This window comes from Anaerocolumna sp. MB42-C2, assembly GCF_030913705.1.
Lineage (GTDB): Bacteria > Bacillota > Clostridia > Lachnospirales > Lachnospiraceae > Anaerocolumna.
The window spans coordinates 836,128-857,632 of record NZ_CP133190.1 but is presented as its reverse complement, the minus strand read 5'-3'; the positions used below and the strand labels follow the sequence as shown (position 1 = coordinate 857,632).

General features: G+C 38.6%; 20 protein-coding genes, 1 tRNA gene and 1 other annotated feature. Of the genes, 20 read left to right on the top strand and 1 reads right to left on the bottom strand.

Annotated elements, in window-relative coordinates; genetic code table 11:
- Positions 1 to 83: 83 nt before the first annotated feature.
- The 17 genes from RBU59_RS03870 to RBU59_RS03800 all read left to right on the top strand — a co-directional run bounded on the left by RBU59_RS03870 (position 84) and on the right by RBU59_RS03800 (position 14,421).
- A complete protein-coding gene (locus RBU59_RS03870) occupies positions 84 to 254 on the top strand; it encodes a hypothetical protein (RefSeq protein WP_308146565.1) in 171 nt (56 codons plus the stop codon).
- Positions 251 to 1,186: an NYN domain-containing protein gene (locus RBU59_RS03865; protein WP_308146564.1), complete on the top strand. Its 936-nt coding sequence runs from the start codon at positions 251 to 253 to the stop codon at positions 1,184 to 1,186. The genes RBU59_RS03870 and RBU59_RS03865 overlap by 4 nt, the downstream gene beginning before the upstream one ends.
- Positions 1,187 to 1,271: 85 nt before the next feature.
- Positions 1,272 to 1,518 (top strand) — a binding site (T-box leader).
- Between the two features lie 326 nt (positions 1,519 to 1,844).
- Entirely contained in the window at positions 1,845 to 3,299 is a 1,455-nt protein-coding gene (gene trpE, locus RBU59_RS03860; RefSeq protein ID WP_308146563.1) for an anthranilate synthase component I, read from the top strand.
- Positions 3,296 to 3,895: an anthranilate synthase component II gene (locus tag RBU59_RS03855; RefSeq protein WP_308146562.1), complete on the top strand. Its 600-nt coding sequence runs from the start codon at positions 3,296 to 3,298 to the stop codon at positions 3,893 to 3,895. Before trpE ends, RBU59_RS03855 begins: the two co-directional genes overlap by 4 nt.
- A gap of 120 nt (positions 3,896 to 4,015) precedes the next feature.
- Positions 4,016 to 5,023 (top strand): anthranilate phosphoribosyltransferase, encoded by a 1,008-nt coding sequence (gene trpD, locus RBU59_RS03850; protein WP_308146561.1) that lies wholly within the window; start codon positions 4,016 to 4,018, stop codon positions 5,021 to 5,023.
- Between the two features lie 26 nt (positions 5,024 to 5,049).
- Positions 5,050 to 5,841, top strand: coding sequence for an indole-3-glycerol phosphate synthase TrpC (gene trpC / locus RBU59_RS03845; RefSeq protein ID WP_308146560.1), 792 nt, complete (start codon positions 5,050 to 5,052; stop codon positions 5,839 to 5,841).
- Positions 5,828 to 6,454 carry a phosphoribosylanthranilate isomerase gene (locus RBU59_RS03840; protein ID WP_308146559.1) on the top strand — a complete coding sequence of 209 codons (627 nt, stop codon included), beginning with the start codon at positions 5,828 to 5,830 and terminating at the stop codon, positions 6,452 to 6,454. Before trpC ends, RBU59_RS03840 begins: the two co-directional genes overlap by 14 nt.
- Positions 6,455 to 6,579: 125 nt before the next feature.
- Positions 6,580 to 7,764 carry a tryptophan synthase subunit beta gene (trpB, locus tag RBU59_RS03835; RefSeq protein ID WP_308146558.1) on the top strand — a complete coding sequence of 395 codons (1,185 nt, stop codon included), beginning with the start codon at positions 6,580 to 6,582 and terminating at the stop codon, positions 7,762 to 7,764.
- Positions 7,757 to 8,539: a tryptophan synthase subunit alpha gene (gene trpA, locus RBU59_RS03830; RefSeq protein WP_308146557.1), complete on the top strand. Its 783-nt coding sequence runs from the start codon at positions 7,757 to 7,759 to the stop codon at positions 8,537 to 8,539. Before trpB ends, trpA begins: the two co-directional genes overlap by 8 nt.
- 461 nt (positions 8,540 to 9,000) lie before the next feature.
- Positions 9,001 to 9,579 (top strand): xanthine phosphoribosyltransferase, encoded by a 579-nt coding sequence (locus RBU59_RS03825; RefSeq protein ID WP_308146556.1) that lies wholly within the window; start codon positions 9,001 to 9,003, stop codon positions 9,577 to 9,579.
- Positions 9,580 to 9,698: 119 nt separating this feature from the next.
- The gene (gene holA / locus RBU59_RS03820; protein ID WP_308146555.1) at positions 9,699 to 10,688 is read left to right on the top strand and encodes a DNA polymerase III subunit delta; all 990 of its coding nucleotides are present in this window, start codon (positions 9,699 to 9,701) and stop codon (positions 10,686 to 10,688) included.
- 25 nt (positions 10,689 to 10,713) lie between these two features.
- Positions 10,714 to 10,801: transfer RNA gene (locus RBU59_RS03815), tRNA-Ser, on the top strand.
- A 113-nt stretch (positions 10,802 to 10,914) separates the two neighbouring features.
- Positions 10,915 to 11,133, top strand: a complete 219-nt coding sequence (locus tag RBU59_RS03810) for a hypothetical protein (RefSeq protein ID WP_308146554.1) — start codon at positions 10,915 to 10,917, stop codon at positions 11,131 to 11,133.
- A gap of 7 nt (positions 11,134 to 11,140) precedes the next feature.
- Positions 11,141 to 11,383: a GNAT family N-acetyltransferase gene (locus tag RBU59_RS28740; protein WP_442871699.1), complete on the top strand. Its 243-nt coding sequence runs from the start codon at positions 11,141 to 11,143 to the stop codon at positions 11,381 to 11,383.
- Positions 11,384 to 11,615: 232 nt separating this feature from the next.
- Entirely contained in the window at positions 11,616 to 11,957 is a 342-nt protein-coding gene (locus RBU59_RS28735; protein WP_442871698.1) for an HXXEE domain-containing protein, read from the top strand.
- Positions 11,958 to 12,189: 232 nt separating this feature from the next.
- Positions 12,190 to 13,074: a CPBP family intramembrane glutamic endopeptidase gene (locus tag RBU59_RS03805; protein WP_308146553.1), complete on the top strand. Its 885-nt coding sequence runs from the start codon at positions 12,190 to 12,192 to the stop codon at positions 13,072 to 13,074.
- Positions 13,075 to 13,143: 69 nt separating this feature from the next.
- Positions 13,144 to 14,421, top strand: coding sequence for an MFS transporter (locus tag RBU59_RS03800; RefSeq protein WP_308146552.1), 1,278 nt, complete (start codon positions 13,144 to 13,146; stop codon positions 14,419 to 14,421).
- Between the two features lie 106 nt (positions 14,422 to 14,527).
- Here the strand turns inward: RBU59_RS03800 and RBU59_RS03795 are convergent, their stop codons facing one another.
- Positions 14,528 to 15,211 (bottom strand): YjjG family noncanonical pyrimidine nucleotidase, encoded by a 684-nt coding sequence (locus RBU59_RS03795; protein WP_308146551.1) that lies wholly within the window; start codon positions 15,209 to 15,211, stop codon positions 14,528 to 14,530.
- 193 nt (positions 15,212 to 15,404) lie between these two features.
- Between RBU59_RS03795 and RBU59_RS03790 the strand changes: the two genes are divergently transcribed.
- From RBU59_RS03790 to RBU59_RS03780, 3 genes are all read left to right on the top strand, one after another.
- A complete protein-coding gene (locus RBU59_RS03790; protein WP_308146550.1) occupies positions 15,405 to 19,532 on the top strand; it encodes a DEAD/DEAH box helicase in 4,128 nt (1,375 codons plus the stop codon).
- 143 nt (positions 19,533 to 19,675) lie between these two features.
- Positions 19,676 to 20,662: a hypothetical protein gene (locus RBU59_RS03785; RefSeq protein ID WP_308146549.1), complete on the top strand. Its 987-nt coding sequence runs from the start codon at positions 19,676 to 19,678 to the stop codon at positions 20,660 to 20,662.
- Positions 20,663 to 20,852: 190 nt separating this feature from the next.
- Positions 20,853 to 21,437 carry a nitroreductase family protein gene (locus RBU59_RS03780; protein ID WP_308146548.1) on the top strand — a complete coding sequence of 195 codons (585 nt, stop codon included), beginning with the start codon at positions 20,853 to 20,855 and terminating at the stop codon, positions 21,435 to 21,437.
- Positions 21,438 to 21,505: the final 68 nt, after the last annotated feature.

Below are 21,505 nucleotides of genomic sequence, written 5' to 3'. Positions count from 1 at the left end.
AGTAATTAATAAGGGGATATAGTAAAAAGTAATATATTTTGTTATTATGGAATTAATACAATTATGTAATGAGAGGAAGAAATATGGTTTTGAAACAGGAGAAGAATAAAATAAAATCAAATAAGTATATCATATTGCCCCTATATATCCTTTATATTTTATTTACAGAGGTAATTCTGGGATTCAGTGTCAATGATATCTGGGACAGGCTGATAGCAAGTACCATAAAGAATAATAAAAGGAGTACTTTATGACAGATGATAAGCGTTTTGCTGTTTTAATAGATGCTGATAATGTATCCGCAAAATATATTAAGAACATTCTGGATGAGATATCCAATTATGGTATCGCTACCTACAAAAGGATTTATGGAGATTGGACAAAATCCACAGCAGCTTCCTGGAAAGATGTCTTATTGGAAAACTCTGTGACACCGGTACAGCAATATAGCTATACTGTGGGCAAAAATGCCACGGATTCAGCTATGATCATAGATGCAATGGACATACTTTATTCCGGTAATGTGGAAGGTTTTTGTATAGTATCCAGTGACAGTGACTTCACCAAATTATCTTCCAGACTCAGAGAATCAGGTATGCTGGTAGTTGGTATGGGTGAAAAGAAAACCCCAAAACCATTTATAGCTGCGTGTAATCAGTTTAAGTACCTAGATGTTTTAGCAGCATCAGAGAAAAAAGGTATTGAGATGGAAGAAACAAATCTGCCTGTAAATGAAAACGCAGCGGAAGATAAGAACACAGATGCTAAAAAAACAGAGGATGGTATCTCAAATAATAAAGAATCAAAAGGATTACTGTTAACGGAATCACAGGATATCGTTAAGAATATGACGGATCTTAGCGTCATTAAAAATACGATCATTAAGATGATGAATGAGTCGGAGGAACAAAGCATGAATATGGGAGAACTGGGAAGCCGGCTGGTAAAAAGGTATCCTGATTTTGATGTAAGAAATTATGGCGATACCAAATTATCCAAATTCTTAAGAAAATTTGATTTTCTCGAAATCAAAGCAATGGGCAAAGAAGGTTCTTCCATGTGGGTATCATTAAAAACAGATTTGAATCAAAAAGAGGAAGAAGTTAATAGTTCTGGTACTAAAAACTCCGTAAATCCTCATAAAAACAGAAAAAGAAAAGCCTATAGAAAGAAGAAAACCGTATAATTATTTATATAATAAAAATGAATAATTATTTAATTTGACTATTGACAAATTAAAATGTTAAAGTTATACTTAAGTCAATTTAATGATAAAACCGATGAACAAGAGAAGTAGGTAAAAAAAATCTTTCAGAGAGTCGCTGTATGGTGTGAACGCGATAAGACGGATTTTATTGAATGGACTTGTGAGGGTGGCTTGAAACCGTAAGGAAGTAGATGTCAACGGGAACCCCAACCGTTATCAGCGGGGTGTATATGATTGTATACAAACAGAGAGGATGTTTTAGGACATCAATATGGGTGGTATCGCAGAGGTTATAAGCTTTTGTCCCTTAGATTAGGGGACGAAGGCTTTTTTTTATTGCATAGGAAAGTTCTCCGAACTTACCGATGCAATAAAAAAGCCTTCCAGGCAGGATGCGCATGACGCACTTAAGGAAGATGTCACTGTCGTGACAGCGCGTAAGCGCTAGAGTCTGGTAAACCAGACTCTTACTTGATTCAAAGAAATTTCGCTATACTTCCTTATAAAATAAAAAGTCCTATGGGACAGGGATGCTCATATGTGTATGGAATAATATCGGCTAAGCTGACCGTACTCAGGATATAAAGTGTCAGTACGTTGACACTTTATTCATTAATAATAAAAGGAGGATTTTAAAATGAATGCCAGTTATGAAAAAATGCAGCAATATGAAAAGGAATTTAACTTAATACCTGTTTGCAAAGAGATCTTTGCTGATATCATTACGCCGATTATTTTATTAAGGAAATTAGCACAGATAGATAAAAATTATTATCTGCTGGAAAGTGTTGAGGGCGGAGAACGTTGGGGCAGGTACTCTTTTTTGGGATTTAATCCATTATTGCACGTAACTTGTGAGAATGGAGAGGTTGCTATTAAAAGCGGAGAAATAATAACAAAAACTGCAGATGATCCGATGAGGGTTTTAAGGGGACTTATGAATAAATATAAAGCACCCCGTATGAATGGACTGCCTCCCTTTGCCGGAGGTTTTGTAGGTTATTTCTCTTATGAAATGATAGGTTATGCGGAGCCTAAACTGAAAATTAAAAAAAATAATTTTAAAGATTATGATTTAATGCTTTTTGATAAAGTCATCGCCTTTGACCACTTAAGACAGAAGATAAGCATTGTAGTCAATTATAAGTCTGAGGACGGAGAATTAGGTTACCATGCTGCATTACTGGAAATCGAGAAAATCATTCATTTAATTAATGATCCGGCTCCTTTACAGGAATTAAAAGCAGATTCCAATCCCCAATTTACCTGCAATATATCAAAAGAGACTTATTGTGAAATGGTAGAACGGACGAAGAAATATATCCGTGAAGGTGATATTTTTCAGGCAGTAATATCCAGGAGGTTTGAAGCAGATTATAACTGCAGTCTGTTAAATACTTACCGAGTATTAAGAACCACGAATCCATCCCCTTATATGTATTTTATCCAGTGTGAGGACGTCCAGATTGCAGGGGCATCTCCGGAGACAATGATTAAGCTGGTGGATGGTAAATTAACAACATTTCCGGTAGCAGGAACCAGACCCCGGGGCAAATCACCGGAAGATGATATGGAACTGGAGAAAGAATTGCTTGCGGATGAGAAAGAATTATCGGAACATAATATGCTGGTGGATTTGGCAAGAAATGATGTAGGTAAAATTGCGAAATATGGCAGTGTCAAGGTGGAAGAATATATGAAAATACACCGGTTTTCCAAGGTAATGCACATTGCTTCCGTAGTAACCGGGCAGATTGATGAGAGTAAAGACAGCTGCGATACGGTAGCAGCACTGTTACCGGCAGGAACCTTATCCGGGGCCCCAAAATTCAGGGCGTGTGAAATAATTGATGAGTTGGAACCTGTGTCCAGGGGAATCTACGGGGGAGCCATAGGATATCTTGACTTTTCGGGTAATCTGGATGTGTGTATTGCCATACGAACCGCTGTAAAAAAAGGAAATAAGGTATATGTTCAGGCAGGTGCCGGTATTGTGGCAGACAGTATTCCTGAGAAAGAATATGAAGAATGTGCTAACAAAGCCGGTGCAGTAATGGAAGCGATTAAGAAAGCATGTGAGGTAGAGATATGATTTTATTAATTGATAACTATGACAGTTTTTCTTATAATCTGGTACAGTTAATTGGAAGTATAATCGAAGAGAAAAAAGGTACTGATGCAAAAACTGAAATCAAAGTAATCCGTAATGATGAGTTAACGGTAAAAGAAATCAAAGCATTAAAGCCCTCCCACATCATTCTTTCGCCTGGTCCAGGGCGCCCAATGGATGCCGGAGTGTGTGAAGAGGTGGTGAAAGAAATGAAAGAATCAACACCTATCTTAGGTGTCTGTTTAGGACATCAGGGTATCTGTGAAGTATTTGGTGCCACCATAACTTATGCAAGTACCTTAATGCACGGAAAACAGAGTATTGTTAAAGTAGATACCGGCAGCAGCATATTTAAAGGACTCCCGGAAACAATACCGGTAGGAAGATACCATTCCCTTGCAGCGAAACCTGATACTTTACCGGAGGAGTTAAAGGTAATAGGTTTAGCCGATGACGGAGACATCATGGCTGTAAAACATAATCAATATGAAGTTTATGGCTTACAGTTTCATCCTGAATCCGTACTTACGCCAAACGGTAAAAAAATGATGGAAAATTTTTTAGTTAGTAAAATATGAATTTTTAGGATTTTTAATAGGTAATAACTTTTATTTGAATTTTTATAATATTTATTAGTTCAAAAATAATAGGCAACTGTGGGTTAGAAAATATAAGAAGTAGAAAGGATACGGGTAAAAATGATTAAGGAAGCAATTTATAAGATTACGAATAAGGAAAATCTGACATACGAATTGGCGGAGAGTGTAATGGATGAAATTATGAGCGGAGAAGCATCTGACATACATATCGGAGCATACCTGACAGGGCTTCGTATGAAAGGTGAAACCATCACGGAGATTACGGCGAGTGCGGCGGGTATGAGAAAACACTGTATACGGTTACTTCATAATATGGATGTACTCGAAATAGTGGGTACGGGCGGGGATGAAGCCTATACTTTTAATATTTCCACAACAGCTTCACTAATTGTATCCGCTGCAGGAATTCCGGTTGCAAAACACGGTAACCGCAGTGTTTCCAGTAAATGCGGTGCAGCAGATGTGTTAGAAGCATTAGGGGTAAATATTATGATAAGTCCGGCAGAAAGTGCAGATGTTTTAAAAGAAATCGGATTATGTTTTATGTTCGCACAAAGTTACCATACCGCAATGAAATATGTTGCTCCGGTAAGAAGAGAACTTGGTATTCGTACAATATTTAATATTTTAGGGCCGCTCGCTAATCCGGCAGGTGCTAATATGCAGCTTTTAGGAGTATATGATGAAGCGCTGGTAGAACCACTGGCACAGGTATTAGCTAATCTGGGTGTGAAACGCGGGATAGTAGCTTATGGAAATGACGGAATTGATGAAATATCCCTTAGTGCACCTACAACCTGCTGTGAAATCCGTGATGGAAAAGTTACCTCCTATAAGCTGGAACCAAGGGATTTTGGTTTTTCCCAATGCAAAAAGGAAGATTTAGTTGGAGGCGGACCGAAAGAAAATGCAGAGATAACACTGGCTATCTTAAAAGGAGAAAAAGGCCCTAAAAGAGATGCGGTGTTAATGAATGCGGCTGCCTGTATCTATATGGTAAGAGATAATATTACTTTAAAAGAGGCAGTAACGGAAGCGGCAGAAATGATTGACAGCGGTAAGGCATTGGCTCAGCTGGAGAAATTTATAGAACTTACGAATCGGTAGGGCAGTAAACAGAAAGGATAGATATTATGATACTGAATAAAATAGCGGAAGCTACAAAATTTCGTATAAAAAATGACAAACAGCAGATTCCACTTGAAGCCATCAAGGATTTGGCAGAAAAAATGAACCATAATACTTTATTTCCTTTTGAAAAGGCCATAAGAAACGGGGATATCAGTTTTATCTGTGAAGTTAAAAAAGCATCTCCCTCTAAAGGTATCATAGCAGAAGATTTTCCATATGTGGAGATTGCAAAGGATTATGAGAGGGCTGGAGCAAGCTGTATTTCAGTATTGACTGAGCCTGATTTTTTTAAAGGATGTAATGAATATCTGACAGAGATTAAGAAAAATGTAAGTATTCCGGTACTCCGTAAGGATTTTATACTTGAACCTTACCAGATTTATCAGGCTAAAGTAATTGGAGCAGATTGTATCTTGCTAATATGTTCCCTGTTAGATGAAAAAATGATAAAGGAATATATTCATATATGTGATAAATTAGGTCTTTCTGCATTAGTGGAAGTTTTTGATGAAGAGGAAATTGCTGCTGCAGTAAATGCAGGTGCAAGAATGATCGGTGTAAATAACCGGAACTTAAAAACCTTTGAAGTGGATATCCGTAACAGTGAACGTCTCAGAAAATCGGTGCCCGATAACATTCTGTTTGTTGCAGAAAGCGGGATTAAAACTGCTTTAGATATTAAAATATTAAGAGATTCTAAGGTAAATGCCGTTTTAATTGGAGAAACCTTAATGCGAAGTAAGGACAAAAAGGAAATGTTAAACGAATTAAGGGGCAGCCATGACAAAAATTAAAATATGCGGTCTAAAAAGGCTTGAGGACATAACCTATGTAAATAAATATCTCCCGGATTATATAGGTTTTATATTTGCTAAAAGTAAACGGATGGTTGACGATGCCACGGCCTCCCAGTTAAAGAGAGCCTTAGATAAGCGGATAAAGGCAGTTGGTGTGTTTGTAAATGAACCAATAGAGCATATTACTGCATTATGTCGGGAAAATGTAATAGATCTGGTACAACTGCATGGAGATGAAGAAGAAACATATATTAAGGAACTTAAGCAGCGAATTCCTAATGAGATTATTAAAGCAATCCGCCTAAAGGAAGCATTAGGTCCTGAGGACATACAAAAATTTTCTTGCAGTCACATTCTTTTTGATACCTATAATAAGGAGCAGTATGGCGGCAGCGGGTTAACGTTTAATTTGGAATTAATACCAGAAAATATGAATTCATTTTTTTTAGCCGGAGGATTAAAGGCAGAAAATATACTTAAGGTAATAGAAGAGTGTCATCCTTATTGTGTGGATATCAGCAGCGGAGTTGAAACAAACGGTATTAAGGATGAGATTAAAATTAAAGAGCTAATCGAATTGGTGCGGAACCAGAATAAAGCAGAGTATTAATTAATTTATGTCAGTTAAAGAATACTGGCATATGAGAAACTCTGATTTGTCAGAATTTTATTAGAGCTAAGCCAGAATATATGTCAGGCGTAAGAAAATTTAACAAGGAAAGGAATGAAATAAAAATGAAAAATGGGAGATTTGGGCAATACGGAGGTCAATATATACCGGAGACTTTAATGAATGCTGTGCAGGAAGTAGAAAAAGCTTATGAATATTACAAAAATGACCCTCAGTTTGTAGAAGAATTAAATGATTTGTATAAAAATTATGCCGGCCGGCCGTCGTTATTATATTATGCCGAAAAAATGACTAAAGATTTGGGAGGGGCTAAGATATATTTAAAAAGAGAGGACTTAAATCATACCGGCTCCCATAAGATCAATAATGTCTTAGGTCAGGTGCTTTTAGCAAAAAAAATGGGTAAAACAAGAGTAATTGCGGAGACTGGCGCAGGACAGCACGGAGTTGCAACCGCAACCGCAGCGGCACTTATGGGAATGGAATGCGAGATTTTTATGGGTAAGGAGGATACAGAACGTCAGGCTTTAAATGTATTTCGAATGGAACTTCTTGGGGCGAAAGTTCATCCGGTTACCAGTGGTACCAAAACCTTAAAGGATGCGGTAAATGAAACTATGCGAGAGTGGACAAAACGGGTTGATGATACGCTGTATGTACTTGGCTCGGTTATGGGGCCGCATCCGTTTCCTACTATAGTAAGGGATTTTCAGAAAATTATAGGAAAAGAAATCAAAGAGCAATTAAAAGAAAAAGAAGGAAGATTACCTGATGCAGTAGTTGCCTGTGTGGGGGGCGGAAGTAATGCCATGGGAGCATTTTACGAATTTATAGAAGAAAAGAACGTAGAATTAATTGGCTGTGAGGCAGCCGGACTTGGAGCGGATAATCCGAAAAATGCAGCCACAATTGCCAATGGAAGTGAGGGAATCTTCCATGGAATGAAATCTATTTTCTGCCAGGATGAATACGGACAGATTGCACCGGTATATTCCATATCGGCAGGTCTTGACTATCCCGGAATAGGGCCGGAACATGCCATGTTAAATGACACTGGCCGTGCCAGGTATGTTCCCATTACGGATGAGGAGGCCGTGAGAGCTTTTGAATATCTGTCACGTACGGAGGGCATTATACCTGCTGTGGAGAGTGCCCATGCAGTGGCTTATGCCATGAAAGCGGCATCCGCTTATGATAAAGATAAAATTATGGTTATTAACATTTCCGGCCGTGGTGATAAGGATGTAGCAGCAATTGCAAGATACAGGGGGGTTAACATTTATGAGTAGAATCGGGAAAGCATTTGATCATGGGAAGGCTTTTATCGCTTTTGTTACCGGAGGAGATCCGGATATTGATACAACGGAAAAATTAATCTATACTATGGAAGAAGCAGGGGCAGACCTGATTGAAATAGGGGTACCCTTTTCAGATCCGATAGCAGAAGGAATTGTTATTCAGGAAGCCAATGAAAGGGCGCTTTTAGCAGGATGTACCACAGATAAGCTATTTGAAATGGTAGCTAAAGTACGTGAAAAAGTCCAGGTACCGCTTGTCTTTTTAACATATATCAATCCAATTTATACTTACGGCAAAGATAAATTTATGTTAAAATGTAAAGAGACAGGTGTAGATGGCATCATTGTTCCTGATCTTCCTTTTGAAGAAAAAGAAGAACTGGAACCGGATTGTTTAAAATATGGAGTAGATTTAATATCATTGATTGCCCCGACTTCCAATGAGAGGATTAGAATGATAGCCGAGCAGGCAAAAGGATTTATATATTGTGTATCCTCCATGGGAGTAACCGGTGTCCGTTCAGAAATCAAGACGGATATCAATTCTATGATTCAATTAGTCAGGGAGTCAACTGCAGTGCCCTGCGCCGTAGGATTTGGTATATCTACTACAGAGCAGGCTGCCAAGTTTGCCACCTTGTCAGATGGAGCGATTGTGGGAAGTGCGATTGTAAAAATCGTTGCCCAGTACGGCAAAAACAGTGAAAAACCGGTTTATGACTATGTAAAAGCTATGAAAGAGGCGGTTCGTAACTGTAACTATTAGATGGATACCAGGGTAATAATAAACAGGAAAGGAATTGATTTAAGTGTCAAAATTTTCTTCCCAAAAACGCTGATTGCAGAAAAAAGCAGCTTTAAGGGAGTCACTGTAAAATAATTCCGGATTGCCTGCATCTTTTGATTACTAAAAAAGGGTTTTATATCAATCTCACGTAAGGAATTACTGTTTCGCAGGCAGCAACGCGACGTGTTTTTTGAGAGGGTATTGTCACAGAAAACCGGAGAAGTGCAGTGCAGGAACGCTGCCTCCTCGTTTTGTGTGCATCGCGAAGCGTGTTATTGTTCACGGAACTGCTGCTTTTGAGAGGGGAGTGAACCAATGTCATTTAGGATAATAAAGTTATACAAATATCTTAAAAATAATTGTAATCGATAGAGTAATCATGTATAATCTAAAACGTGTTGATTTTTACATAAACAGGTTATTGAAGAAAGGTTACTGAGATGAAATTATTACAGGAAAGAATAGCAAAAGACGGCAATGTTAAAAGTGGAAATGTGCTGAAAGTAGATAATTTTTTGAACCATCAGATGGATATTGAATTGTTTAATGAAATAGGAAAAGAATTTAAACGGCTATTTCATGACTATAAAATCACAAAGATATTAACAATAGAAGCATCCGGAATTGGAATCGCCTGCATTACGGCTCAATACTTTAACGTACCTGTTGTTTTTGCTAAGAAAGCACAAAGTATTAATATTGATGGGGAAGTTTATTCCACAAAAATAGAATCATTTACACACAAAAAAACTTATGATGTAATTGTGTCTAAGAAATTTTTAAATCCGGAAGATAAGGTACTGATTATTGATGATTTTTTAGCTAACGGCTGTGCACTGGCAGGATTAATTGATCTGGTAAGAAGTTCAGGGGCCAGTGTGGAAGGAATCGGCATTGTAATAGAAAAAGGATTTCAAAGCGGTGGAGAAATGATACGTAATATGGGTGTTAAATTAGAATCCCTGGCTATAATTGATAGTATGAATGCAGAAGACGGAAGTATTGTTTTTCGGGATTAAGACGTATGAATGAAAAAATTGTGCAGATAATTCATCTATTTTAAATTTTCACTTGCTTATTTTGCTATTTCTTAGTAAAATAGATGTGCTGTTAAAAAAGTATTGATTATGAGAAAGGTATGGTTATTAATATGAAAAATATTAAAGAGCATATCAGACTGAATCAGTTTAAACCGGTGTATTTGCTGTATGGATCTGAAAGTTATCTTAAGAAATTATATAAAGATAAGTTAAAGACAGCAATACTGGGAGACAGCGATGAAATGAATTACTCCTATTTTGAAGGGAAAGGAGCGGAAGTTCCTCAAATCATTGCTGCAGCCGATACATTGCCTTTTTTCAGCGACAGAAGATTGATTATCATTGAAAACAGCAATTTATTTAAAAGTCAGAATAACTTAGCTGATTATATTAAATCCATTCCGGAGACCACTCATATCGTATTTGTGGAAACGGAAATAGATAAGAGAAACCGCTTATTTAAAGCTGTTAAAGATGCAGGTACCATATCGGAAATGAACGGTATGGATGAAAATAATTTAAAGTTATGGATTGCTTCTTTACTGGATAAGGAAAAAAAGAAAATTACAGGTGATACCATTCTATATTTATTAAGTAAGACTGGAACTGATATGGAAAATATCCAGAATGAAGTGGAAAAATTAATCTGTTATGCTATGGATAGGGCGGTAATCACCTCAGAAGATATTGATGCAGTCTGCACAACCCAAATCAGCGGTAAGATTTTTTTAATGATTGATGCCATTGGAAGCAGGAAACAGAAACAGGCTTTGGATTTATATTATGACTTGCTGGCCCTAAAAGAGAAACCGATGTCTATTTTATTTTTAATTACCAGGCAGTTTAATATACTGATTCAGGTAAAGGACTTAGCTGCTTTAGGTTACAATAATACGATAATCAGTCAGAAAACGGGCCTGATGCCTTTTACAATCAATAAGTATCTAAGCCAGGGCAAGAATTTTACGATGCAGACATTAAAAGAAGCCCTGCAGACTTGTGCAGAAATTGAAGAACAGATCAAAACCGGCCGATTAATGGATATTATTGGTGTGGAACTTCTGATTGTTAAGTACAGCGCCGTATAAACAGTATAATTAATTTATATATTTTGGAGAAGTACCCAAGTGGCTGAAGGGTCCGCACTCGAAATGCGGTAGGTCGGGCGACCGGCGCATGGGTTCAAATCCCATCTTCTCCGTCAATGAAAAATAAAGCAAAAGGACTTGAACCCTCGTGGGTTGAGTTCTTTTGCTTTTTATGGTATTCTAAACGCAGATTATTTATAATCCGCGGAAGGAGATTAAGGCCACCATGATTATACCTATGTCTATAGTTTATGCTAGTCAAATATCTGAATGGATATATGAAAATGAGTATTCGATTTATACTTTCCATCAAAATGACGATACGGTTAAAGAGCTAATGAAAGGTGAATATTATGCATGCCTTGACCGGTACAATGACCTGTTAGGCTATTTTTGCTTTGGAAAATCTGCTCAGATCCCTACCATCGAAAAGGGGGGTTTATGATCCTGAAATGCTTGATATAGGACTCGGTATGAAACCAATTCTATGTGGAAAAGGTTATGGATACTCTTTCGTGAAATCCGGGCTGGATTTTGCTCAAGGCAACTTTAATATCAAACAAATAAGACTAACGGTAGCTGCATTTAATACTCGGGCGATTCGCATTTATGAAAAGATCGGTTTCCAACCTTTTTTAATTGTCACTCATCGAAAAACACAAAAGAGTTTTCAAGTTATGACATACACATATTAAGCAAAATGAGAAGAGAGAAATGGCATCTTTTATTACCTAACTTCTCAATTAAATCCATGTGTCGGGATTCGGACCTACATGGATTTTTTTTGTGGTAAGTTTCGTGATATAATCGCCTCAAATTAATCTATGCGTCTTGTAAGCCCGGCATAATCAGTAATCTGCTGGATGGTTATTTCTTGATATTTTTCTGTTTGCATTAGTTCAAGTAAAGATTCTTCCATCCATAGTTTTGATTGGATGGATTTCCATCGCAGTAGGTGTTGAATTTCTGGGATTTTCACTTATTAGTTTATTTTCTGGGATTTTTCAAGGATATTTTCTTTGGTATGGAGCTTATATTGGGTTAATCTTGCATTATGTATTAATCCACATATTTCTTAGCATAAGATTTAAAGGGTATGTACCTGGAATATTGACTTCGGTGATTTTTCTGTTTCCAGGTATTTGGATATTATATAAAGCAGAACAGATATTGCATTTTTGGAAAAATACTATTTGCATGCCTTTTAGGTATTATACTAACGTATATCTTCTTTCAGGTACTTCACAGACTTATGGGTTATTGGTCTGATTTGTTATCCAAATATCCAGATGTTGAAATAAAAAAAGCTAAAATCTCAAATGGTGGTTCAAATCTGCCGTGTAAAAATGAAGATGCCCAATAAATGAAGCAAAAGAATTTGAACCTTGTGGTTTAAGTCTTTTGCTTTTACAAAATTTATGATATACTTAACCATGTATTATGATCTGAAATACAAAGAATAGTATTTTGTATTAAAACTCATTATGATAGGAGAGCTATTATGAAAGTAAATAAATCGTGGAATCCGATTATATTTATTATAATCATTTACAGCATCTGTTTTGTGTTCAGATTAATTGAATATTTGTTCATTCGTACGGATCAATCTGTTTTCGGTGAAGCTTTCATACATAAATTATTGGGTATCCTTATACTTGCGTTGTCATTACATTATTTTTCCTTAAAATGGTCAGAAATAGGTTTTACATCCTGGTCAGTAGGGAAATATTTGATATATGGTTTTATACTTGGTACAATTGTATTTTTTATCGCCTATGGAACCGAATACTTGATACAGCTTTTGACCGGCAATAATCCTACATTACTGTTCTATGTGTCCAGTTATGCTATTGGAGGCAATCAAGGCAGACAAACAGCGCTTTTATTTTATACTATTTGTATCCTTGGAAATATTATCAATGTAGTTATGGAAGAAGGTGTCTTTCGAGGATTATTTATTAAACTGGCGGAGTCAAGAGTTACATTTATAAAGTCGGTTACACTATCCTCTGTCCTTTTTGGTATTTGGCATATTGCAGCTCCTATTCGTAATTTATTGGACGGAGAAATGAGCATAACAGGGGCAGTTATATATTCCATTATGTATATTCTTACCGCTGGACTTACTGGAGCAAAATTTTGTTTATTGACGAAAATTACAGGCTCACTTTGGATGGCTATGGCAGATCACTTTCTAAATAACACAATCATTAATATTTTACATATTGCAACAACTTCCGGAGCGGATGATTTGCAAGTTATTCGTATCTCAATCGCCCAAACGGTATCTTTCCTTATTGTTCTTTTTATTTACTTTAAGAGCGGTGCACAAAAAAAGAGTACTTTTCGCCAAGAACATTTTTATCCGCCGAATGAACCGGCATAATATGTTAAATTACAAACAAGAACAGAGTCTTTTGCGTCCCTGTACATTGTTTTTTAGATAGGAGGGGACATGAAAAATTTTTTATTAAAACACCATTTATTACGTACACTTGTAGAGTTACGAGGTAATCCGCGGGCTTGTGTTTACACAGAACCTATGTGGGGTTTATCCATGAACCTATGTCTGCCATATGCCACGGTTTACATGCTGACCTTTGGTATGAACGATGTACAAGTAGGAGTAGTAACTTCTATTTATATGTTTTCCCAAATGATTTTTGCTTTCCTTTCCGGTATTATCGTTGATAAGATGGGGCGCAGACTTAGCACTATGGTTTTTGACTTCCTGGCGTGGAGCTTACCGTGTCTGATATGGGCTTCCAGTCAGGGTTTTTGGTTTTTTGCCATAGCGGCACTGCTTAACGGTACCATGAAGATAACTACGGTATCCTGGGATTGTCTGCTGGTAGAGGATGCACCAAGGGATAAAATAACTCAAATCTATTCATGGGTTATCATCTGTGGCAATCTCTCAGCAATCTTCGCGCCAATATCTTCAATATTGGTAGCAAAGCTGACCTTAACACCGGCTATACGAATACTCTACATAAATGCTTTTGTAATCATGACAGCAAAGTTGTTTATCTTATATAAGTGCTCAAAAGAAACGGCCGTCGGGAAGATCAGGCAGGAAGCGGCCCGTATAATGTCATGGGTTGAGATGTTATCCGGTTACAAAGTTGCACTGCGATTGATATTTACCTCACGAGGGACGATATTTGCTATAATAATCAGTATATTGGTTGAGATTGTAGGAATGATTGGAACGACTTTCTGGCAAATTATTGCATCCCGTCGTATTGGGGTACCGGATACGTTACTGCCTATTTTTCCGATGATACGGAGTATATTATCTATTCTGCTTTTCTTCACAGTGATCTCGCATATTAAGCAATCGAAGTTAAAATGGCCGTTATTTGGTGGGTTTATCAGTGCCATTATCAGCTGTCTGTTGTTGATAACCATATCAAACACCGGGGTTTGGGGTTATGCGATCCTGTTAGTTTCGCTATTGTTTGAGGCATTGGGTTCAGCCGTATTAAACACACTCAGAGAGTCACTGGTGGCCATACATGTTGATCCTGCGGAACGTTCAGGAATTATGGCTTTACTTCAGACAACGGTTATGCTGGTGAGTGTACCATTTGGATACATAGGCGGACTGCTTAGCGATATTTCAAGGGTATTGCCCTTTGTTCTAAGTATTGCCCTACTGCTGTCAGGTATTTTGGCTACGGCCTTATTCTACCGTAGTGAAACAAAATTAATGAAGCAGCAAGCACTATAATAATGAAATTTTCAGGAGCAGTTTGAGCTGCTCCTGATTTTGTAAACATTGCTGACCACGCTCAGCGCTAGAGTCTGAACTGGTTGACTATTTCCTGAGGGCATTATTATTCACAGATTTTATATAATTCGTGTAAATCCGAGATAGTAAAAGTACTTTTTACCGTTTCTGATTTGGCCAATGTTTTTTTATTGAACCAACAGGTATCAATTCCGGAAAGATTACCTCCTTTGATATCGGTACTTAGGGAATCTCCGATAATAAGGGAATCTTTCCGGCAAAAATCTGCGATATGAATTGTTACATAATCAAAAAATTCTTTCTGGGGTTTTTGATAGCCGATCGTTTCTGAGGTGAAAATATTTTCAAACAAATTATATAAACCGGCATGCTGTAAACGTTTTATCTGGGTTACGGTAACACCGTTGGTTACAACAAAAAGCCTGTGGTTTTTTGACAGAGTTTGGCACACCTCTAAAGCGCCGTCGATTAGTTGATGACCGTTGCCAAGAAGTTCACGGTACTGTTTTTCCCATACTTTGCCGTCAACCGTTTTACTAAGTTTATCTAAAGTGATAGAAAATCTTGTATTTAATACTTCATCCAATGCAATAATTCCGTTTTCATAAGCCGTCCATAATTGTCTGTTCACAGAATGGTACAATTTAAAAATTTCATCAGTGAAGATAATATCATTAAAAGAAAACAATTTATTTAAAGAATCTGCTTCATTGGCTGCAAAGTCTAAGAGAGTATCATCTAAATCAAAGAGCAAATTTTTATATTTCATGTCGTTATCCTTTCCGGTAATTTGTCAAAACTAAAGGTAGTCCCAAAGATAAAGCGGGGCTATTGATATTCCTGTAATTTCAGCTATTATAACATGAATCAGATTAAAATAGAACTAATTTGTTATTACGATTGCATTTTATTCCTGGTGGTTATACAATTATGGTAAATTTTCACTAATAGGAGGACAACCTATGACATCAGACTCCCTCAAGTTTTTCAATCAACATACAATAGATTGGTTTAGAAGTTCTCTCGGAAATCCGACAAAGGTACAAAAAGCGGCCTGGCCGGCTATAGCAGGAGGCAGAGATACTTTGGTATCGGCACCAACCGGAACCGGTAAGACGTTGTCCGCATTTCTGGTGTTTATTGACAGGCTGAAAACACAGGCCAGGGAGGGAACTTTAAGGCAGGAACTGCAATTAATTTATGTTTCTCCGCTGAAAGCTCTGGCTGGCGATATTCGAGAAAATCTGCGAGCTCCCTTAGATGGAATCCGAAACGAGGAGATAGCACATGGAGTAAATAAACCAATGGATTTGGATATTGCCATCCGGACCGGTGATACACCCCAAAATGAGCGGCGAAAGATGATAAAAACCCCACCGCATATACTGATTACCACACCGGAATCTTTATATTTGATGCTGACCGGCAAAAGCGGGCGGATGATTCTTAAGACGGCGCGGTATATTATCATAGATGAACTGCATGCATTGATCGATTCAAAAAGAGGAGCCCATTTAATGCTTTCTCTTGCCAGACTTGACAAGCTTTGTAATAAACCCTTGCAGAGAATTGGGCTGTCGGCGACGATTGAACCGTTAAGCCGTGCAGCCGAGTATTTATCACCGGATCCTGTAACCATTGTAGCCCCTGATATGGAAAAAGAAGTAAAGTTCATCATTACCAGTCCCTTTGCCGAGAAAAAATCATTAAGCAGGGACCCCATCTGGCAGGAACTTGCTGGTATAGTTTATTCTTATTGTAAAGATACAAAAAGCGTTATTGCCTTTGTAGAAGGGCGAATGTATGCAGAAAAGCTTGCCTATTACGTCAATCAGTTAGGGGGGGAGGGGTTTGCAAGAACCCATCATGGAAGCTTATCCAAGGAACAGCGGTTTGAAGTAGAGCAGTCGTTAAGACACGGAGACCTGCGTCTATTATGTGCCACTTCTTCCATGGAACTGGGAATTGATGTGGGTGATATCGATCAGGTATTTCAGATTGGATGTCCCCGTTCCATATCCAGTACCATGCAAAGACTAGGCCGTGCCGGACATAATCCCGGTCGTGTCAGTGTAATGCATATGTTTCCAAGAGCAGCTGCAGAATGCCTGTATTGTGGAATGACTGCAGAAGTTGCCAGAAATAAAGGTGTGGAATATTCTCACCCGCCAAGATTGTGTTTGGACGTATTGGCACAGCATCTGGTATCTATGGCCGTTAACTCAGGATATACGCTGGAGGAAGTTATGGAATTATTAGCCCGTGCTTATCCTTTCCGTGAAGTAACACGCGAGGATGTTCACGAGGTATTATGTATGCTTTCCGGGGATTATGAACATGACCGTGATATACCGGTTCGACCAAGAATTCTTTATGACAGAATTCACGGATATGTAGAGGGGGATACTTACAGCCGGATGCTGGCGGTTTCTACAGGCGGTACCATACCGGATAAAGGGTTATATACTGTAAAAACAGAAACAGGAGTGAAGCTTGGGGAATTGGATGAAGAATTTGTTTATGAATCCCGGATAGGGGACCGGTTTTTGTTGGGCACTTTTGCCTGGAAGATTACCAGTGTACAAAAAGATACGGTAATTGTATCTTCGGCTGCGGTAACCGGTGCCAGACTTCCGTTCTGGAAAGGTGAGATAAAAGGCCGATGCCTGCAGACTGGGTTGGCTTTTGGAAAGATTTTTAATAAATTAGAGACAGCGTCTCGGTCAGGCAGACTTATTGATGAATTAATGGGATTAGGGCTGGATAAGGAAGCGGCAGCGGATGCCGGAGATTATGTAAAACGGCAGATTAATGCGACTGAAGGACTGCCGGATGATAAGACCATAATTATTGAACATTTTAAGGATGAAACCGGTTATCAGATGATGGTACACTCGGTATTTGGGCGCCAGGTAAACAGTCCCCTCGCAATTCTTGCAGGGGAAACAGCCAGAAATGAATTGAACATGAATATTAACTATGTGGATGATGATGACGGTTTTTTACTCCTGCCATATGGGGAGGAAGCAGTTCCGGAGGGATTGCTGTACCGGATTCATCCGGATACGGCTAAAGCCGTGTTGACAGCACTTCTTCCGGCCACACCATTATTTAACATGAACTTTCGGTACAATTCTGCCAGAGCTTTGATGATGGGAGTGAGAAAAGCCGGACGTCAGCCTTTATGGGTGCAGCGGATTCGCAGTGCCGAAATGTTGGACTCACTGGTTAAAGTGGAGAAACATCCGTTAATCAGGGAAACAAAACGAGAGTGTCTGGAGGATTATTGGGATCTGCCGGGAGTCGAGAGAATTTTAAATGGGATACAGGCCGGAACGATCCAAATTCGGGAAATGTATCTGGAAACACCGTCCCCTATGTCAATGCTTTTACGGCAGCAGACAGAAGCCTCCATGATGTACGATTATTCACCAACACCAACGGGTGTCCAAGTTGCAGCGAAAGAAGCATTAGAACAGGCACAGGTTACAATGCCGGAACCTGAGGCACTGGCAAAGGTATCTGAACGGAATAGACTCCCGGAGGATGAAAAACAGCTTCATTCGCTGCTAATGGCAGAAGGTGATTTGATTGCCGGAGAACTAACAGTGCCTGTTGAATGGCTGGTAAATCTGGTCAGGGAGGGGAAAGCATTATATATTGAACCGGGTTTATGGATAGCAGCAGAGCATAAGGATAGATATCAAACCGCTTTGGAAGAAGATGATAAAGATGCCAGAATGCTAATCGTACGTCAGGTTTTAAGATACCGGGGGAGCTTTACAGCGGAACAAATCGGCGAACGATACATTTGGTCGGAGGAAACTGCACGAGAGGTACTAACTGCTCTTTGTCAGCAAAAGCTGGTTATAGAAAGGGAAGGCATATACTATCATGGGGAGCTGTTTGATCGTGCACAAAGAGAAACGGTCAAACAACGTCGTTTACAGGTTAAAACTCTGCCATCTGAAAGATATGCAGCATTTGCGGCATACCGTATTAAAAAAATGGGACCGCCTCTGGAACAGTTAAAAAATGCAATGCCTGTCCTTTGCGGACAGACATATCCGGCTGCTATGTGGGAGAATATAATTTTCCCGGCGAGGGTCTCAGGTTATAGAGCAGAGCTTCTTGATACCCTTCTTTCACAGGGATTTGCATTTTGGAAATTGTCGGAGGATGGAGGGCTTAGTTTTCATATGTATGATGATATGGATTGGGAAGCCGACTTATCTTTGGCCGGGGGCTCTTTGGACAAAGATGAGAAGATCCTGTATGAAGCCTTATTAAAAAAGGGAGCTAGTTTTATGCAAAGGCTTTCTCCGCTTATAGAAGGAGGATCTCCATATAACAGCCTGCTTAATCTTGCAGAAAAAGGACTTGTCTTTGCGGACAGTTTTCTGCCGGTACGTATATTGCAAATGAATGAAAAGATGGAGAAAGCCTCCCCAAGGCAAAGAGTCAGCGCCAGGAGCAAAGCTCTGACAACCGGCAGATGGGAAGTGTTAAGACCTCTAAAGCAGCTGACTATGGAACAGCAATTAGAACGGGTATTTGACCGTGTAGTTCTTTTATGCCGTGAAACTGCTAAAGATATTAATTGGGCGGCAGCACTTGAAGTTTTGCGCATCTGGGAGTATACCGGCCGTGTACGGAGAGGATATTTTATTGAGGGTCTTTCCGGAATGCAGTATATAAGAGAAAGAGATTATGCTGGGACAATCCTTGCATTGGAACAACCCGGTAATCAGATGATATGGCAGCCGGCAGCCGACCCTGCCCAGCCCTGGGGTAAAATACTGCCCCATAAACCGGATAGGGCTTTTATTAATGTTGCAGGTACAGTTGTAGCTTTAAAGGCAGGTATACCTATAGCTGTATTTGAAAAGCAGGGTAAAGTACTGCGGGTTTTTGAAGAAAAATATTTGACGGATGCCCTTTCTGAATTTATCCATGATTTTAATAGTCATCGTCTGTTTCCTTTACTTAATCGGATAACGGTAAAGCAATACCCCAAAGAAGCTGCAAAAGCACTATCGGAAGCAGGATTTATCAGAGAAATGCAGGACTATACTTTGTATAGAAAATAACTAAATAATGTTTAATTCTATATTGAAGGAACCTTTATCATATTTATGCATATTCTATAATGACAAATTACGTCTAGAATAGACATATTCTAAGTAAGAGGTACAGGCCAATAATGTCATATAAATAAAGGAGTCTTTCAATTATGGGAAATGTAGCTTTACAGATAGAACGTACACTTTTAGGAAATGTAGGACCGGCAGAAAATGTTATATTTGACATAATTCCATATTCTGCAGGCAATATAAATTATGATAATACCACAGGTCTCATTACTTTTAATGAAACCGGAAGATATATAGTAAATTGGGTAGTCGTTTTAAAGTCATCCAGTTATGCAAATGGTGTAGTCCTTACCTTAACCTCTTCTGAGAGAACTGAGATAACAGGTAATACAAATGTGAAGTCAGGGCAAATTACCGGTATGGGAGTTATTGAAATTATAACGGCACCTGCCACACTTTCTTTAAAAAATACAACGAACGGAAATTATTACTATTCCGATCAGATTCCAATTAAAGCATCATTGATTCTTACAAAGGATGATGCAACGGCAGAACCGCCTAATATGTATTGTTTTGCCGTAAGTCAACTGATTCATGTACTTTCTCAAATGATAACCACGTATGCAACCAATACCTGGACAGTATATTCCGAATCGCTTTCTTCTTACTCCGGTGTACCGCTAGACTTATATACTGCACCGGATGCAGTGAATCCGGGGTTATTGCGTTTGGTTGATATTAATGGTGATTATGAACTAATACCAATCGAGAACATTACTGTTATTTACCCTGGAGACGGAACGGTATATAATCCTGCATTTACTTACCTTACTCCGCCGGATCCGCTTCCGGTAAGCTGTGATTCAGATATGCTTGCGGCCATACAATCTTATCTTTTAGTTGGCACTTCAGTGGAAATGAGACTAGGGCCGGCAGTATCTGCTTCAGGAGATGTTTACCGGAACGAATTTGGGGTCGTAGTACTTTCCGATGAGGCCGGGAATACACCTGTCTTTATAGCTTCACCAAAAATTCTCAGGATATTTATAACCGGAAATCCGCCGTTATTAAAACAACCGAAGGATAGAAAAAAGCCGGATATTGAAATTATAAAAAATATAAGCTAATAAATCAGAGGTTGCTGCAACTAGTTTGCAGCAACCTCTTTTAGGATTAAAACTTGCTTTTCTTACTTTTTCCGGTGTAAAATATAGTTAATGATATCTCTTATATGAAATGTCAGATAGTATTTCATAAATGGACAGACTGTTTTATTATCAGATTAATTTATATAAAAAACAAAAAGGAGTGATAGAAATGATTCAAAATGAAATAGTAAACGGTATTTTTGCCAGGAGAAGTACACGAAAGTTTACGGAGCAGAAGATTGATGATGTGCAACTGGAAACGTTACTGGAAGCAGCCAGATGGGCTCCCAGCGGAGGTAATAATCAAAGCTGGTTGTTCACTGCGATCCAGAATAAAGAGATCTTATTAAAGATTAATAAAATGGTTCGGGAGGGATTTCAGATTTGGATTCCGGATGATGATTATCCCGGGAAACAAGGAGCTAAATTAAGCTCACAAAGAGAAGATTATAATTTTTACTATCATGCTCCAACACTTATTATAGCCTCTAATCGTCCCAATTATGAAAATGCCATGGCAGATTGCGCTCTTGCCCTGGAGAATATTTTTCTGGCAGCCCAATCCATGGGTCTAGGCAGCTGTTATATTAATCAGCTTCATTGGCTTCGTAATGATACAAAGCTGCGGGATTACCTGTTTGAACTGGGAATTCCAAAAGAGCATACCATTTGTTCTTCTGCAGCGATTGGATATATCGGCAAGGAGTCAAATGCACCGTTACGTAAGGAGGGTACCGTTCATATTATAAAATAAGACACGACTCAACCCGTTATTATCTGTATGGAAAATGACGGGCATATGAAATGAAAACTCTTTATACT

Coding starts and splice junctions, on each gene's coding strand:
- RBU59_RS03870 (WP_308146565.1), top strand. CDS start 84: ATGGTTTTGAAACAGGAGAAGAATAAAATAAAATCAAATAAGTATATC.
- RBU59_RS03865 (WP_308146564.1), top strand. CDS start 251: ATGACAGATGATAAGCGTTTTGCTGTTTTAATAGATGCTGATAATGTA.
- trpE (WP_308146563.1), top strand. CDS start 1,845: ATGAATGCCAGTTATGAAAAAATGCAGCAATATGAAAAGGAATTTAAC.
- RBU59_RS03855 (WP_308146562.1), top strand. CDS start 3,296: ATGATTTTATTAATTGATAACTATGACAGTTTTTCTTATAATCTGGTA.
- trpD (WP_308146561.1), top strand. CDS start 4,016: ATGATTAAGGAAGCAATTTATAAGATTACGAATAAGGAAAATCTGACA.
- trpC (WP_308146560.1), top strand. CDS start 5,050: ATGATACTGAATAAAATAGCGGAAGCTACAAAATTTCGTATAAAAAAT.
- RBU59_RS03840 (WP_308146559.1), top strand. CDS start 5,828: ATGACAAAAATTAAAATATGCGGTCTAAAAAGGCTTGAGGACATAACC.
- trpB (WP_308146558.1), top strand. CDS start 6,580: ATGAAAAATGGGAGATTTGGGCAATACGGAGGTCAATATATACCGGAG.
- trpA (WP_308146557.1), top strand. CDS start 7,757: ATGAGTAGAATCGGGAAAGCATTTGATCATGGGAAGGCTTTTATCGCT.
- RBU59_RS03825 (WP_308146556.1), top strand. CDS start 9,001: ATGAAATTATTACAGGAAAGAATAGCAAAAGACGGCAATGTTAAAAGT.
- holA (WP_308146555.1), top strand. CDS start 9,699: ATGGTTATTAATATGAAAAATATTAAAGAGCATATCAGACTGAATCAG.
- RBU59_RS03810 (WP_308146554.1), top strand. CDS start 10,915: ATGATTATACCTATGTCTATAGTTTATGCTAGTCAAATATCTGAATGG.
- RBU59_RS28740 (WP_442871699.1), top strand. CDS start 11,141: ATGCTTGATATAGGACTCGGTATGAAACCAATTCTATGTGGAAAAGGT.
- RBU59_RS03805 (WP_308146553.1), top strand. CDS start 12,190: ATGAAAGTAAATAAATCGTGGAATCCGATTATATTTATTATAATCATT.
- RBU59_RS03800 (WP_308146552.1), top strand. CDS start 13,144: ATGAAAAATTTTTTATTAAAACACCATTTATTACGTACACTTGTAGAG.
- RBU59_RS03795 (WP_308146551.1), bottom strand. CDS start 15,211: ATGAAATATAAAAATTTGCTCTTTGATTTAGATGATACTCTCTTAGAC.
- RBU59_RS03790 (WP_308146550.1), top strand. CDS start 15,405: ATGACATCAGACTCCCTCAAGTTTTTCAATCAACATACAATAGATTGG.
- RBU59_RS03785 (WP_308146549.1), top strand. CDS start 19,676: ATGGGAAATGTAGCTTTACAGATAGAACGTACACTTTTAGGAAATGTA.
- RBU59_RS03780 (WP_308146548.1), top strand. CDS start 20,853: ATGATTCAAAATGAAATAGTAAACGGTATTTTTGCCAGGAGAAGTACA.